The 13,724-nt window shown below is 53.1% G+C and carries 12 protein-coding genes and 6 tRNA genes; 8 read left to right on the top strand and 10 right to left on the bottom strand.

The window, feature by feature from the left end:
- Positions 1-135: 135 nt before the first annotated feature.
- Positions 136-1,107: a cysteine synthase A gene (gene cysK, locus ACOQH0_RS16235; RefSeq protein WP_010433759.1), complete on the bottom strand. Its 972-nt coding sequence runs from the start codon at positions 1,105-1,107 to the stop codon at positions 136-138.
- Between the two features lie 163 nt (positions 1,108-1,270).
- The gene (gene cysZ, locus ACOQH0_RS16230; RefSeq protein ID WP_420984531.1) at positions 1,271-2,032 is read right to left on the bottom strand and encodes a sulfate transporter CysZ; all 762 of its coding nucleotides are present in this window, start codon (positions 2,030-2,032) and stop codon (positions 1,271-1,273) included.
- 230 nt (positions 2,033-2,262) lie between these two features.
- On the opposite strand from cysZ, the gene zipA reads away from it, so the two are divergent.
- From zipA to ACOQH0_RS16215, 3 genes are all read left to right on the top strand, one after another.
- A complete protein-coding gene (gene zipA / locus ACOQH0_RS16225; protein ID WP_010433757.1) occupies positions 2,263-3,246 on the top strand; it encodes a cell division protein ZipA in 984 nt (327 codons plus the stop codon).
- A gap of 69 nt (positions 3,247-3,315) precedes the next feature.
- Positions 3,316-5,331 carry an NAD-dependent DNA ligase LigA gene (gene ligA, locus ACOQH0_RS16220; protein WP_421510812.1) on the top strand — a complete coding sequence of 672 codons (2,016 nt, stop codon included), beginning with the start codon at positions 3,316-3,318 and terminating at the stop codon, positions 5,329-5,331.
- A gap of 1 nt (position 5,332) precedes the next feature.
- Positions 5,333-5,548 carry a DUF3820 family protein gene (locus ACOQH0_RS16215; RefSeq protein WP_003861328.1) on the top strand — a complete coding sequence of 72 codons (216 nt, stop codon included), beginning with the start codon at positions 5,333-5,335 and terminating at the stop codon, positions 5,546-5,548.
- On the opposite strand, the gene ACOQH0_RS16210 is transcribed toward ACOQH0_RS16215, so the two are convergent.
- Positions 5,545-6,540, bottom strand: coding sequence for a bile acid:sodium symporter family protein (locus tag ACOQH0_RS16210; RefSeq protein ID WP_010433751.1), 996 nt, complete (start codon positions 6,538-6,540; stop codon positions 5,545-5,547). The two genes, ACOQH0_RS16215 and ACOQH0_RS16210, sit on opposite strands and share 4 nt — an antisense overlap.
- 89 nt (positions 6,541-6,629) lie before the next feature.
- Between ACOQH0_RS16210 and ACOQH0_RS16205 the strand changes: the two genes are divergently transcribed.
- Positions 6,630-7,562 carry a LysR family transcriptional regulator gene (locus ACOQH0_RS16205; protein WP_421510811.1) on the top strand — a complete coding sequence of 311 codons (933 nt, stop codon included), beginning with the start codon at positions 6,630-6,632 and terminating at the stop codon, positions 7,560-7,562.
- Here the strand turns inward: ACOQH0_RS16205 and ACOQH0_RS16200 are convergent.
- From ACOQH0_RS16200 to ACOQH0_RS16180, 5 genes are all read right to left on the bottom strand, one after another.
- Entirely contained in the window at positions 7,553-7,894 is a 342-nt protein-coding gene (locus tag ACOQH0_RS16200) for a FlxA-like family protein (protein WP_421510810.1), read from the bottom strand. The genes ACOQH0_RS16205 and ACOQH0_RS16200 overlap by 10 nt on opposite strands.
- A 136-nt stretch (positions 7,895-8,030) precedes the next feature.
- Positions 8,031-8,106 (bottom strand) — tRNA-Lys (locus tag ACOQH0_RS16195).
- 4 nt (positions 8,107-8,110) lie between these two features.
- A tRNA-Val gene (locus ACOQH0_RS16190) sits at positions 8,111-8,186 on the bottom strand.
- 29 nt (positions 8,187-8,215) lie between these two features.
- Positions 8,216-8,291, bottom strand: a tRNA-Val gene (locus tag ACOQH0_RS16185).
- 42 nt (positions 8,292-8,333) lie between these two features.
- Positions 8,334-8,409: transfer RNA gene (locus ACOQH0_RS16180), tRNA-Val, on the bottom strand.
- 258 nt (positions 8,410-8,667) lie between these two features.
- On the opposite strand from ACOQH0_RS16180, the gene gltX reads away from it, so the two are divergent.
- Complete coding sequence (gltX, locus tag ACOQH0_RS16175) at positions 8,668-10,083, top strand: glutamate--tRNA ligase (protein WP_421510809.1); 1,416 nt, start codon at positions 8,668-8,670, stop codon at positions 10,081-10,083.
- Between the two features lie 51 nt (positions 10,084-10,134).
- On the opposite strand, the gene ACOQH0_RS16170 is transcribed toward gltX, so the two are convergent.
- Both ACOQH0_RS16170 and ACOQH0_RS16165 read right to left on the bottom strand, forming a co-directional pair.
- Entirely contained in the window at positions 10,135-10,521 is a 387-nt protein-coding gene (locus ACOQH0_RS16170) for a YfeC-like transcriptional regulator (RefSeq protein ID WP_089597879.1), read from the bottom strand.
- Between the two features lies 1 nt (position 10,522).
- Entirely contained in the window at positions 10,523-10,885 is a 363-nt protein-coding gene (locus ACOQH0_RS16165) for a YfeC-like transcriptional regulator (RefSeq protein ID WP_010426183.1), read from the bottom strand.
- A gap of 217 nt (positions 10,886-11,102) precedes the next feature.
- Between ACOQH0_RS16165 and ACOQH0_RS16160 the strand changes: the two genes are divergently transcribed.
- From ACOQH0_RS16160 to ACOQH0_RS16150, 3 genes are all read left to right on the top strand, one after another.
- Positions 11,103-11,178: transfer RNA gene (locus ACOQH0_RS16160), tRNA-Ala, on the top strand.
- Positions 11,179-11,219: 41 nt separating this feature from the next.
- Positions 11,220-11,295, top strand: a tRNA-Ala gene (locus ACOQH0_RS16155).
- Between the two features lie 212 nt (positions 11,296-11,507).
- On the top strand, positions 11,508-13,697 hold the full coding sequence (locus tag ACOQH0_RS16150) for an EAL domain-containing protein (RefSeq protein WP_421510808.1): 2,190 nt from the start codon (positions 11,508-11,510) through the stop codon (positions 13,695-13,697).
- The last annotated feature ends 27 nt before the right edge of the window (positions 13,698-13,724 follow it).

Below are 13,724 nucleotides of genomic sequence, written 5' to 3'. Positions count from 1 at the left end.
ACGCTTCAAAATAATTGCTGGTTTAAATACCAGACACAACGGGGTGAAGCAATGCCAGGAGGGGTAAAACTTTGAAGCAGGCCACAAAAAAGCACCTGGAAAGGTGCTTTTTTACGCGTTTTTAACATGCTGGCATCACTGTTGCAGTTCTTTCTCAGTGAAGAGATCGGCAAACAGTGCAGTGCTCAAGTAACGCTCACCCGAAGAAGGAAGGATAACCACAATATTCTTATTGGTAAAGGTCTCATCTTCCTGAAGTTTGAGTGCGGCCGCAACGGCAGCACCGGAAGAGATCCCCGCCAGAATGCCTTCTTCATCCATCAAACGACGTGCGGTTGAGATCGCTTCTTCGTTGGTAATGGTCACGACTTTATCAATCAACTTCAGATCCAGGTTGCCTGGAATGAAGCCTGCGCCGATACCCTGAATTTTATGCGGGCCTGGTTTCAGCTCTTCACCTGCCAGAGCCTGAGTGATAACCGGTGAGTCAGTTGGTTCAACGGCAACGGTAATCAGGTCTTTTTTACCTTTCGTGCCTTTAATATAGCGGGACACGCCGGTTAGCGTACCGCCGGTACCGACGCCGGAGATAAACACGTCAACCTGACCGTCCGTATCTTCCCAGATTTCCGGACCGGTCGTTTTCTCGTGGATTTCCGGGTTAGCCGGGTTGCTGAACTGCTGCAGCAGCAGATATTTTGCCGGATCGCTGGCCACAATCTCTTCGGCCTTCTGAATGGCACCTTTCATGCCTTTCGCGCCTTCAGTCAGAACCAGGTTTGCGCCCAGCGCTTTCAGCAGCTTGCGACGTTCAATACTCATGGTTTCAGGCATGGTGAGCGTCAGCTTGTAGCCACGCGCCGCAGCCACATAGGCCAGAGCGATACCGGTGTTGCCGCTGGTCGGCTCAACCAACTCTACGCCGGGTTTCAGCACACCACGTTTTTCCGCATCCCAAATCATGTTTGCACCAATGCGGCATTTAACGCTGAAGCTTGGGTTACGTGATTCGACCTTCGCCAGAATGCGTCCATTACCGATACGGTTCAGTCGAACCAGGGGCGTGTGACCGATAGTCAGCGAGTTGTCTTCATAAATCTTACTCATGGCCTGTCCTTAACTGTATGAAATTGGGATACCGACCCAGCATACCTGTTGAACAGGTAGGGGGAAGTAAGGAATTCGCATATCTATATACTGCAAGGAAATAATGGGGATCAGTATGGAATAAGGGGCGGCATAAGCCACCCCTGCTTTACACATTTTTGCATTATTTCCATAACGCGTGCTTAGCACGGTAGCAGTCCACCCACATTGCCGTCGCGCCGCAAACGGCGACGGGCATGATGAACAGATTCAGGAACGGGATCATGGTGAACAGGCTGGTCAGCGCGCCAAACTGCATATTGGTCACTTTCCGCGTGCGCAGGGCGGTGCGCATCTCTTTAAACGGCACCTTATGGTTATCGAACGGGTAGTCGCAGTACTGAATAGCCAGCATCCAGGCGCTGAACAGGAACCACAGCACGGGCGCTACCGTCTGGCCGATACCGGGCACGAAATACAGAATAAGCAACACAATCGCGCGGGGCAGGTACCAGGCAAATTTCTGCCATTCGCGTTTCATGATGCGCGGGAGGTCTTTCATGATCCCCACTACGCCCGTATCCGGCGGTGTCGCACCGGTGAGCCGTGCTTCGAGTTGTTCTGCCAGCAGGCCGTTAAACGGTGCGGCTATCCAGTTCGCAATTGTCGAGAAGAAATAGCCAAACACCAGCAGCACGGAGATCACCGCCACCGGCCAGAGAAGGTAGTTAAGCCACTGCAGCCAGTCCGGCACGTAACTCATCAGCGACGGGATCCAGCTCTCGAGCTTTGTGAACAGCCACCAGAACGCGCCGCCCATCAGCACAATGTTGATGAGCAGGGGCAATATGACGAAGCGGCGAATACCCGGTAGAGAGACCAGTTTCCAGCCCTGAGAAAAATACCAGACGCCGCTGCGCGAGGATGAAGAAGATGTTGAAACCATAACCAGGCTGTACTCCTTTTTACACAACCAGTGGAATTGCCCGCCTATATTATCCAGTTACGGACCAATGACCAGTTCGGAAATGTTCGAAAAAACAGCAAAAAGCACGTTTTAGCGCATCTTTATGCTGTGAATGCTCTGCATACACTTGCACTTGAGTTAAACGGCAAATACTCTTAGTGAGTAAATGTTTGCCGTGGTGGCAAGGTGTTAGAACAACAGAGAATATAATGATGCAGGATTTGCGTCTGATATTAATCATTGTTGGCGCGATCGCCATAATCGCTTTACTGGTACATGGTTTCTGGACCAGCCGTAAAGAGCGTTCTTCTATGTTTCGCGATCGCCCACTGAAGCGCATGAAGTCCAGTCGTGATGACGATGATGTTGAAGACGACATCGACGGTAGCGACGACGACGGCGTGGGTGAAGTTCGAGTTCATCGGGTCAATACTGCGCCCGGCGCAGGACATGGGGAGCAAGAAGCGCCTCGTCCATCGCAGCACCAGTATCAACCGCCGTATGCTTCCGCACAGCCGCGCCAGTCAGCGCCGCAGCCTGTGGAAGAGCCGGTGCGTCAGCCGCCGCAACAGCCGGTTCATCAGCAGCCCGCAGCGCCGCAACCTGTGCCTCAACAGCCTGTGCAACAACCTGTACAGCAGCCAGTGCAGCCGATTCAGCAACCGCAGCAGCAGCCTGTCCACGTGCAGCCTGCGCCTCAGCCAGCTCCCGCGCCACACGTTGAGCCAGAGCCCGTTGTAGAGCCGGAGCCGGTTGTCGAAAAACCGCAGCGCAAAGAAGCGGTAATCATCATGAACGTTGGCGCCCATCATGGTAGCCACCTTAATGGTGACGTGCTGCTCAACAGCATTGAGCAGGCAGGTTTCAAATTTGGCGACATGAATATTTTCCATCGTCACCTGAGCCCTGACGGGAGCGGCCCGGCGCTGTTCAGTCTGGCAAATATGGTCAACCCAGGTACCTTTGACCCGGAAATGACCGGTGATTTCGTGACGCCGGGTGTGACGATCTTTATGCAGGTTCCGTCCTACGGTGACGAGCTGCAAAACTTCAAGCTGATGCTGCAGTCCGCTCAGCACATTGCCGACGAAGTGGGTGGTGTGGTGCTCGACGATCAGCGTCGAATGATGACCCCGCAGAAATTGCGCGAGTATCAGGACCGCATCCGCGAAGTTAAGGAAGCCAACGCGTAATCGTCGCGTTTACTTCAACTCCTCCTCAACCCCCGCCTGTCGGGGGTTTTTTCTCATTGATGGTGTGATATGGACTCAATCGAACAACAACTCACTGAACTGCGAACCACGCTTCGCCATCATGAATACCTCTATCATGTTATGGACGCGCCGGAAGTTCCGGATGCGGAGTATGACCGCCTGATGCGCGAGCTGCGCGAGCTGGAGGCGCAGCATCCGGAACTGATTACGCCGGACTCTCCGACGCAGCGCGTCGGAGCGGAACCGCTGGGTGCTTTCAGTCAGGTACGCCACGAAGTCCCGATGCTGTCCCTGGATAACGTCTTTGATGAAGAGAGTTTCCTGGCGTTTAACAAGCGCGTCCAGGATCGTCTGAAAAGCAGTGATTCGCTGAGCTGGTGCTGCGAGCTGAAGCTGGACGGTCTGGCGGTCAGCATTCTTTATGAAAACGGCGTGCTGGTGCGTGCCGCGACGCGTGGTGACGGTACGACGGGCGAAGACATCACCACCAATGTGCGTACCATCCGTGCGATCCCGCTCAAGCTGCACGGCGAGAATATTCCTGCGCGTCTGGAAGTGCGCGGTGAAGTGTTCCTGCCTCAGGCGGGCTTTGAGAAAATAAACGAAGAGGCACGCCGCACCGGCGGGAAGGTGTTTGCTAACCCACGTAATGCTGCGGCAGGCTCTCTGCGCCAGCTTGACCCGCGTATCACCGCGAAGCGACCGCTTACTTTCTTCTGCTACGGTGTCGGTATTCTTGAGGGCGGCGAGCTGCCGGATACGCACCTCGGACGCCTGCTGCAGTTTAAGGCGTGGGGTCTGCCGGTCAGTAACCGCGTTCAGCTCTGCGACTCTCCGGAGGAGGTCCTGGCGTTCTACCACAAAGTGGAAGAGGATCGCCCAACGCTCGGCTTTGATATTGATGGCGTTGTCATCAAGGTCAATTCACTGGCGCTGCAGGAACAGCTGGGCTTTGTGGCGCGCGCGCCGCGCTGGGCGGTGGCGTTTAAATTTCCTGCTCAGGAGCAGATGACCTTCGTTCGTGACGTAGAGTTCCAGGTCGGCCGTACGGGGGCAATTACTCCCGTTGCGCGTCTGGAGCCGGTACATGTTGCTGGTGTGCTGGTGAGTAACGCCACGCTGCATAACGCCGATGAAATCGAACGCCTGGGCCTGCGCATTGGGGACAAAGTGGTGATCCGCCGCGCGGGCGATGTGATCCCGCAGGTGGTTAACGTCGTGGAGTCAGAACGCCCTGCCGAAACGCGCGAGATCGTCTTCCCGACCCACTGCCCGGTGTGCGGCTCGGACGTTGAGCGTGTGGAAGGTGAAGCGGTGGCGCGCTGTACGGGCGGCTTAATTTGTGGCGCGCAGCGTAAAGAGTCACTGAAGCACTTCGTCTCTCGTCGGGCGATGGACGTCGACGGCATGGGCGATAAAATTATCGATCAGCTGGTTGAGAAAGAGTACGTCCACACGCCAGCGGATCTGTTCAAACTGACCGCGGGTAAACTGACCGGCCTGGATCGCATGGGGCCGAAGTCAGCGCAGAATGTCGTTAACGCGCTGGAAGCGGCGAAAGAGACCACTTTCGCCCGCTTCCTGTACGCGCTGGGCATTCGTGAAGTCGGCGAAGCGACAGCGGCAGGGCTGGCGGCGTACTTTGGTACGCTGGAGGCGCTGGAAAAGGCAAGTATCGACGAGCTGCAAAAAGTACCGGATGTCGGCATTGTGGTCGCCACGCACGTCTTTAACTTCTTTGCTGAAGAGAGCAACCGTGAGGTCATCGGCAAACTGCTGGAAGAGGGCATCAAATGGCCCGCGCCGGTAGTGGTCAATGCAGAAGAGATCGACAGTCCGTTTGCCGGTAAAACCGTGGTGCTGACCGGCAGCCTGAGCCAGCTTTCCCGCGACGACGCTAAAGCGCGTCTGATGGCGCAGGGGGCCAAAGTGGCAGGCAGCGTATCGAAGAAAACCGACCTGGTGATCGCCGGGGAAGCGGCCGGTTCGAAGCTGGCGAAAGCCCAGGAGCTTGGCATTGACGTTATCGACGAAGCCGAAATGATGCGCCTGTTAGGAGAGTAACGTGGAGAAAGAGCAGCTCGTTGAGATCGCCAATACGGAGATGCCGTTCGGTAAATACAAGGGCCGCAGGCTGATCGATTTGCCGGAAGAGTATCTGCTGTGGTTTGCCCGTAAGGATGAATTCCCGGCCGGGCGACTGGGTGAGCTGATGGCTATCACGTTACTGATTAAAACCGAGGGGCTGACCCAGCTGGTTCAGCCCCTGAAACGTCCTTAAGCCTTAGCGGCGCGGGTCTCTTCCTGCGCCAGCTTTTCGGTCTGGCGTTTGTAACGACGCGCCAGCACCGCACAGACCATCAGCTGGATTTGGTGGAAAATCATCAGCGGCAGCACCATCATCCCAATCACCGAGGTCGGGAACAGAATGTTCGCCATCGGGATGCCGTTCGCCAGGCTCTTTTTCGAGCCGCAGAAGACAATCGTGATTTCATCCGCTTTATTAAAGCCGCATTTGCGCGCCACAAACACATTCACCGCAATCACTATCGCCAGCAGGATAATGCTGACGACCACGATAAACAGCAGTGAACCTGCGCCAACCTTATGCCAGATGCCATTTACCACCGCTTCACTGAAGGCGGAGTAAACCACCAGCAGAATCGACGTCTGGTCGGTTTTTGAAATCCATTTTTTATGCTTCGCCACAAACGCGCCGGTCCACGGTCGGGAAAGATGCCCAAGCACAAACGGCAGCAGCAACTGCAGACAAATTCTTCCGACCTGCTCCAGGTTGCCCTCTGCACCGTGCATGTTCATCAGCAGGCCCACCAGCAGCGGCGAGACGAAAATCCCTAACAGACTGGAGGCAGATGCTGAACAAACTGCCGCCGCCACGTTGCCGCCTGCCAGCGAGGTAAAGGCGATGGCAGACTGCACGGTCGCGGGGAGAATGCACAGATACAGGAATCCGGTATACAGGGCTGGATCGACATTCACCGGAGCCCACCAGGCAAACAGTACGCCCAGCACAGGGAAGAGGATAAAGGTACTGCACATCACCCACAGATGCAGTCGCCAGTGTCCGCCGCCTGCAATGATGGCCTCGCGGGAGAGTTTGGCGCCATGCATAAAGAACAGCAGGGCGATGGCCGCCGTGGTCAGCCCTTCAAAGAAGGGGACGAAACCGCCGCGAGCCGGGAAAAACGAGGCCAATAAAACGGTCACCACCAGGGTAAGCGTGAACGGATCAAGGATACGAAAAAGTTTCATAATCACTCCTGAAAGCAGATGTCGCTATTGTGCTTTCTTCCGTTTGAGAAATAAAATTGATTTATTGCATCCATTCATGAATTAAACAGATGAATTATTCATTACGTCAGCTTCGTGTTTTTGTCACCGTGGCGCAGGCCCGCAGTTTTAGCCGGGCGGGGGAGATGATCGGCCTGAGCCAGTCGGCTGTCAGCCATAGCGTTAAGGAGCTGGAAACGCAGACGGGAGTGAAACTGCTTGACCGAACGACGCGTGAGGTGGTGCTTACCGAAGCGGGGCAGCAGCTGGCGACGCGTCTGGAGAGGGTGCTGGACGAACTGAACAGCACGCTCAGGGATGTGGGGCGACTCGGACAACAGCTTTCCGGCACGGTGAGGGTGGCGGCGAGTCAGACCATTTCTGCGCATCTTATTCCTCAGTGTATTGCCGAAAGTAATCATCGCTATCCGGATATTGATTTTGTTTTGCATGACAGGCCGCAGCAGTGGGTGCTGGAGAGTATCCGTCAGGGGGATGTGGATTTCGGCATTGTTATTGACCCTGGTGCGGTAAGCGACCTGGAATGTGAAGCGGTGCTCTCAGAACCCTTTTTGTTGCTTTGTCGCGATGATGACGCGCTGGCATCGCTGCCGCACGTGACATGGCAGGCGTTGCAAGGGGCAAATCTGGTGCTACAGGATTATGCTTCAGGAAGCCGCCCGTTGATTGATGCCGCGCTTGTCGCTCAAGGTGTGAAGGCAACCATTGTGCAGGAGATAGGGCACCCGGCCACGCTGTTCCCCATGGTCGAAGCCGGGATTGGGATAAGCGTACTACCGGCGCTTGCGCTGCCGTTGCCGCAGGGAAGTCGCTTAACGGTGAGGCGTTTTACGCCCTGCGTTCAACGCCAGCTGATGCTGGTTCGACGTAAAAACCGTTCTCTCTCAGGGGCGGCTCACGCCTGCTGGGACGTGGTGCGCATGCAGGCTCAGCGCTTAATGGAAGCCCGCACGCGCGATCCCCTGTTTAACGATCAGATATAGATATCAATCTTGTGCTCAGCGGAAGGGTTGTTGACGCCTTCCGCCACTGACTGACTGTTTTCCTGTTTTGGCATCTCTTCTTCTGCCTGCTGGCGCTGCAATTGCGCCAGCTGTGCCTGCAGCATAGTCAACTGAGATTCGAGTAACTCCTGCTGCTTTTGTTTTTCTTCTGTTGTTGCATCACTCAGTGCCACTTCTTTGAGTTGCTGAGTGGCTTTTGTTATCTGTTTCATCAGCCGATTGATCTGGGAGGCAATGTCATTGCTACCAGAACTGTTATCAGCACTGCCGATTTCCATCGCCGACAGAGAAACTGCATTGAGGGTTGTCATAATGAGATCCTTTTCGCCATAAAACAGAGGTATCGGCAAGGAAAGGATTAGCTTGAGCAAAACTGCCATATCTGGCAGGTTCGAATTGATTAAATCGCAGATAGCAAAAAAGCGCCTTTAGGGCGCTTTTTTACATTGGTGGGTCGTGCAGGATTCGAACCTGCGACCAATTGATTAAAAGTCAACTGCTCTACCAACTGAGCTAACGACCCGAAATGGTGGGCGATGACGGGCTCGAACCGCCGACCCCCTCCGTGTAAAGGAGATGCTCTACCAACTGAGCTAATCGCCCATTTCGGAACTGCTGCGATAAGGTGAGAATGGTGGGCGATGACGGGCTCGAACCGCCGACCCCCTCCGTGTAAAGGAGATGCTCTACCAACTGAGCTAATCGCCCAATCTCAATTCTTATCTACACTGCGAGCCTACTTAAAGTAGATGGTGGGTGATGACGGGCTCGAACCGCCGACCCCCTCCGTGTAAAGGAGATGCTCTACCAACTGAGCTAATCACCCCCGCTGTGTGGAGTCGCATTATAGGGAGAGTTGAAAATGAGTCAACGCATTTTCTAAAGTTTTTATTCGTTCGTCGTAAAATTAGACAAAACGATCGCGAAACGGGCGATGGCGCATGATTTCTAAACAAAAACAGTAAACTCAGGCCCGATTCAGGGAACAACATTGAGGAATCGCCGCACAGTGATAGAATATTGCCCATAGTTTTTTCCCCAGGATTTGCCGATTGCCGGCATCTTTATAACGTAAGGCCATTTCATGAAAATCAAAACTCGCTTCGCGCCGAGCCCGACAGGCTATCTGCACGTCGGTGGTGCACGTACCGCTCTTTATTCCTGGCTTTTTGCACGCCACAACAAAGGTGAGTTCGTGCTGCGTATAGAAGACACCGATCTTGAGCGCTCCACGCCGGAAGCAATCGAAGCCATTATGGATGGTATGAACTGGCTGAATCTGGAATGGGATGAAGGCCCGTATTTCCAGACCAAACGTTTTGACCGCTATAACGCTGTCATTGATGAAATGCTGGTCGCGGGCACGGCGTATAAGTGCTACTGCTCCAAAGAGCGTCTGGATGCCTTGCGTGAAGAGCAGATGGCGAACGGTGACAAGCCGCGTTATGACGGTCGTTGCCGCCACGACCATAGCGAGCATGCGGCTGATGAGCCTTGCGTGGTGCGTTTTGCTAACCCGCAAGAGGGTTCTGTCATCTTTGATGACCAGATCCGTGGCCCGATTGAATTCAGCAACCAGGAGCTGGACGATCTGATCATTCGCCGTACCGACGGCTCACCAACCTACAACTTCTGTGTGGTGGTAGACGACTGGGATATGGAGATCACCCACGTTGTTCGTGGTGAAGACCATATCAACAACACGCCACGTCAAATCAACATCCTGAAGGCGCTGAATGCGCCCGTGCCGGTGTATGCACACGTGTCCATGATCAACGGTGACGACGGTAAAAAACTGTCTAAACGTCATGGTGCCGTAAGCGTGATGCAGTATCGCGACGACGGTTATCTGCCGGAAGCACTGCTGAACTATCTGGTGCGTCTGGGCTGGGCCCACGGTGACCAGGAGATCTTCAGTCGCGAAGAGATGATCGAACTGTTCTCTCTGAACTCTGTGAGCAAATCAGCGAGCGCATTCAATACCGATAAGCTGCTGTGGCTGAACCATCATTACATCAATACCATGCAGCCAGAATATGTCGCGACGTATCTGCAGTGGCACATTGAGCAGGCGAATATCGATACCCGTACCGGTCCTGAACTGGCCGAACTGGTGAAACTGCTCGGTGAGCGTTGCAAAACGCTGAAAGAGATCGCCGAAAGCTGCCGTTACTTCTACGAAGAATTCGAAGAGTTTGATGCTGACGCGGCGAAGAAACACCTGCGTCCGGTTGCCCGCCAGCCGCTGGAAGTGGTGCGTGACAAAATCGCCGCAATCACGGAATGGACCGCGGAGAATGTGCATCACGCGATTCAGGCAACCGCAGATGAGCTTGAGGTCGGTATGGGCAAAGTGGGGATGCCGCTGCGCGTCGCCGTGACCGGTGCAGGACAGTCTCCAGCGCTGGACGTTACCGTGCATGCTATTGGTAAGTCTCGTAGCGTGGCGCGTATCAATAAGGCACTGGGTTTTATTGCTGAGCGTGAATGCCAGCAGTAATCAATCGCCAGTGAATCAAACGGCAGGGGAACCTGCCGTTTTTTTTGTCTGCTATTCAGCAATACCGAGACGTGAAAGAAATCCTTTTACGCCTTCGCGCTTCAGCAATACGAGAAGACGTTCCTGTTCAACCTGCGTCATGTTCTCCAGCGAGTCGATGATTTGTGGGAGCAGGGTAGACGATGACGGTATCCCATAAAGAGAGGGCGTTTCGGCCACCTGGTAAATCGCCTGCCGGTGACGGATGGCAGGAAGGCTAATAATATGTTCCTTCACTCGCGCATCGACATGGATCAGTCTTGCTCTTCCACCTTTTACGCCGTTAACACCCTCCGTCTTCCATCCCTTCTGGCGTATCCAGCGGTTAACGGTTTGCCTGGCGACGCCCAGACAGTCAGCCAGTTCATCCGTGGTCATTTTGCTGCGTAATCTTTTCATATTAGTTCTGATCGCGAATCCCTAAACGTTGCAACAATCCGGTAATCCCTTCCCGCAGTAACAGCGATGTCAGCTGCTTTTGCTCATCCGGCGTCATTTCATTTGCCAGTGTCAGAAGTAAAGTATGAAGTGAACCCTCGTAGCCAGCGCTGTCTGGCATTTCAGGCGTCTCAGACGCCCTGCGGGCACTGCGGATAAACTCCCGTACCTTTTCATTCACATGCACCAGACGCGCCTTACCACCCTGAACGCCTGGTTTTGGCGATGTAATCCAACCTTCTTTACGTACCCATTTATTGATGGTCTGACGGCTATAGCCAGTGAGCACGGCTAACTCTTCTGGCGTCATTCGTTCCTTGATCATGCAATTTCCTGAGTGTTCGTAGGGTTAATTAGTGGTTCATCTTATAGCACCGTTTTACGCGAAAACGTGACAGGCTTAACTCCTGACTGCGAGCAAGCTCGCAAAGTGATTCATTTGCATGATTTTTCAGCGATTGAAAGGTGGGGACTGATTTTGCCGTTGACACTCAGCGGCGGAATTCATATTATGCCGCCCGTCAACATGACAGCTTTACGACGGGGCTATAGCTCAGCTGGGAGAGCGCCTGCATGGCATGCAGGAGGTCAGCGGTTCGATCCCGCTTAGCTCCACCAAACTCTGAACCCAACAGAGTGCGGTAAGTAAAGTAACATGTGGGGCTATAGCTCAGCTGGGAGAGCGCTTGCATGGCATGCAAGAGGTCAGCGGTTCGATCCCGCTTAGCTCCACCAAAATTTGAACCCTCGTCGCAAGACGGGGGTTTTTTTATGCCTTTGTAAAATATTTATACTGCTTTTGTTGCGATAAAACGCTTTTTCTATACCTCACCTCAATTCAAATCAATAAACGAGTCTATAAATAGACTTGAACTTGATTCGAGCAATTAATAAACCTATTATCCATCCGGTCAATGATATGATGGTAAAATAGATTCCCTGACTGAATGAATAGAAAAACTTACAATAACGTAAAAATATTTATGATTGCCCTCGCGCTATGCCTGATTGCGGTGCCATTTTCCCGTTATATCTCCCCGCGCGCTATTGTTAACGGGCATGACGTCTATTTAGCATGGCTACCCTTAAGCGTTATGCTGGCCGTTATTTTGTTGTTTGGCCGCCGGGCAATTATTCCCGTTCTGTTAGGTTTTACTATTACTAATATATTTGTTGTTGATTTAGCACCGCTACAATATGCAGTTTTGCTGTTTTGTCAGACTTTTTCAGTTTTCGCTGCGTGTGGCATTATCCGTCTTGTGCTGGGCAGGCGCTGGCGCCACAGCGTGCCTAATAAATACATCGGGATCCGTATTTTCTGGCTGGGTTTTATGGTGCCGATAGGTATCAAAATATCAATGTATCTGGCAGGCTATTTATTCGATTTCCCGGTAACAATCTCCACTTACTTCGGTGAAGGCACCCTTATTTACAGCGTTGTGGATATTCAAAGCCTGATCTGCGCGGCGTTGATTTTCACCATGATGTTCTATTATCCATTAAGAATGATTATTAATCCTCGCTACGCCAGAACCTTCTGGCTGCGGAGCGTGAAACCGGTGTTTTTTCACAAGAAATCATTGTTTATATTTGTCTGGCTAATGCTTCTGATCGCCCTCATGGCAATTTTATGTGCACCGCTAGAGTCACCTATAATTGCAGGATATCTTGTGCCCATTATTTTTATTCTTTTTACGTTGGGCATCAGCTGTTTAAGTTATGCGCTTATGTCATTGCTCTGGGCGGCATCCGCACTCCTGCTACTGACCTACAACGACAACTTTTTGAACGGGGTGGAGTCGGGTCACTCGCTCTCCTTTATCCTGTCTGTACTCATCTCTTTCGCCATCTGTTTGCTTTATATGTCGCGGATTTACCGGCGAAGCGAATGGATGAAGAAGGGCTGGCAGGACAGGGCGTTAACCGATCCGTTGACCGGTTTGCCTAACATTCGCGCGCTGGATGACTTTCTCCTGATCCACCCTGACGCCAAGGTGTGTTGTCTGCGAATGGATAATCTGGAGTTTCTTAGCCGCCACTACGGCATTCTGATGCGGGTTCACTGCAAGCGGATGATTACCGCGTCGCTCCAGCCCTTACTGCAAAAAGATGAGCAGCTTTTCCAGTTGCCCGGCAGTGAGCTGGTGTTGGTATTGCTGGGGCCGGGAACGTCAGAGCGCCTGCAACATATGGTCGACCAACTGAATAGCCGCAAGATTTACTGGAACAACACTGGGCTGGATATAGAGTTTGGGGCGTCCTGGGGTGAGGTTGAAGATGGTGAGAACCTGCACCATACGCTTGGGCAGCTTAGCTGGTTGGCGGAGCAGTCATGTGCTGCGCATAACGTGCTTGCTCTGACGAACAGCATTGAGGACGTCTCCGGGCAAACCACCGACAGGGTGCTGATGTTAGGGCGTATTAAACGTGCGCTTGATGCTGACGGGCTCCAGCTGTATGCCCAGTCGATTCAGAATGCCGAGGGGAAAGGATATTACGAAATCCTCTCGCGCCTGGAGAGCGAGGGAGAGATGATCACCCCCGATCGCTTTATTCCGCTGATTGCCCAGTTTAACCTGAGCCATCGCTTTGATCTGAATGTGGTTGAGAAGTTACTGGTCTGGCTGCGGGATAATCCCGCCACACATGCTGGCACCCGTTTCTCCGTCAATTTGATGCCGATGACCTTGATGCAAAAAGAGGTCGCCACGGAGATTATCGCGCTCTTCGCTCGCTATACCGTCCCGCCCCAGGCTGTGGTCATCGAGATTACCGAAGAACAGGCTTTCTCCAATTCGGGCAGTAGCATTAACAATATCCAGCAGCTGAGGGATCATGGGTTCCGTATTGCTATTGACGACTTTGGAACAGGCTATGCCAACTTTGAGCGTCTGAAGCGCCTGCAGGCCGACATCATCAAGATTGATGGTTGTTTCGTAAAAGATATTTGCAGCGACAACATGGATGCGATGATTGTGCAGTCGATATGTAATCTGGCGAAAACAAAATCGCTCTGCGTGGTTGCGGAATATGTGGAAACCCCGGCGCAGCGGGATATGTTGCTGCACCTTGGTGTCGATTATCTGCAGGGCTACCTGTTAGGTAAACCCAGACCGCTTGCCGAATTACGGGCGTAAAAAAACCGGGAGCTTTCATACTCCCGG

Source organism: Enterobacter sp. JS8-1, assembly GCF_049187015.1.
In the GTDB taxonomy this organism is placed as follows: Bacteria; Pseudomonadota; Gammaproteobacteria; order Enterobacterales; family Enterobacteriaceae; genus Enterobacter; species Enterobacter mori.
Note: the sequence above shows the minus strand (reverse complement) of the source record. Positions and strands in the feature narration are given on the sequence as shown.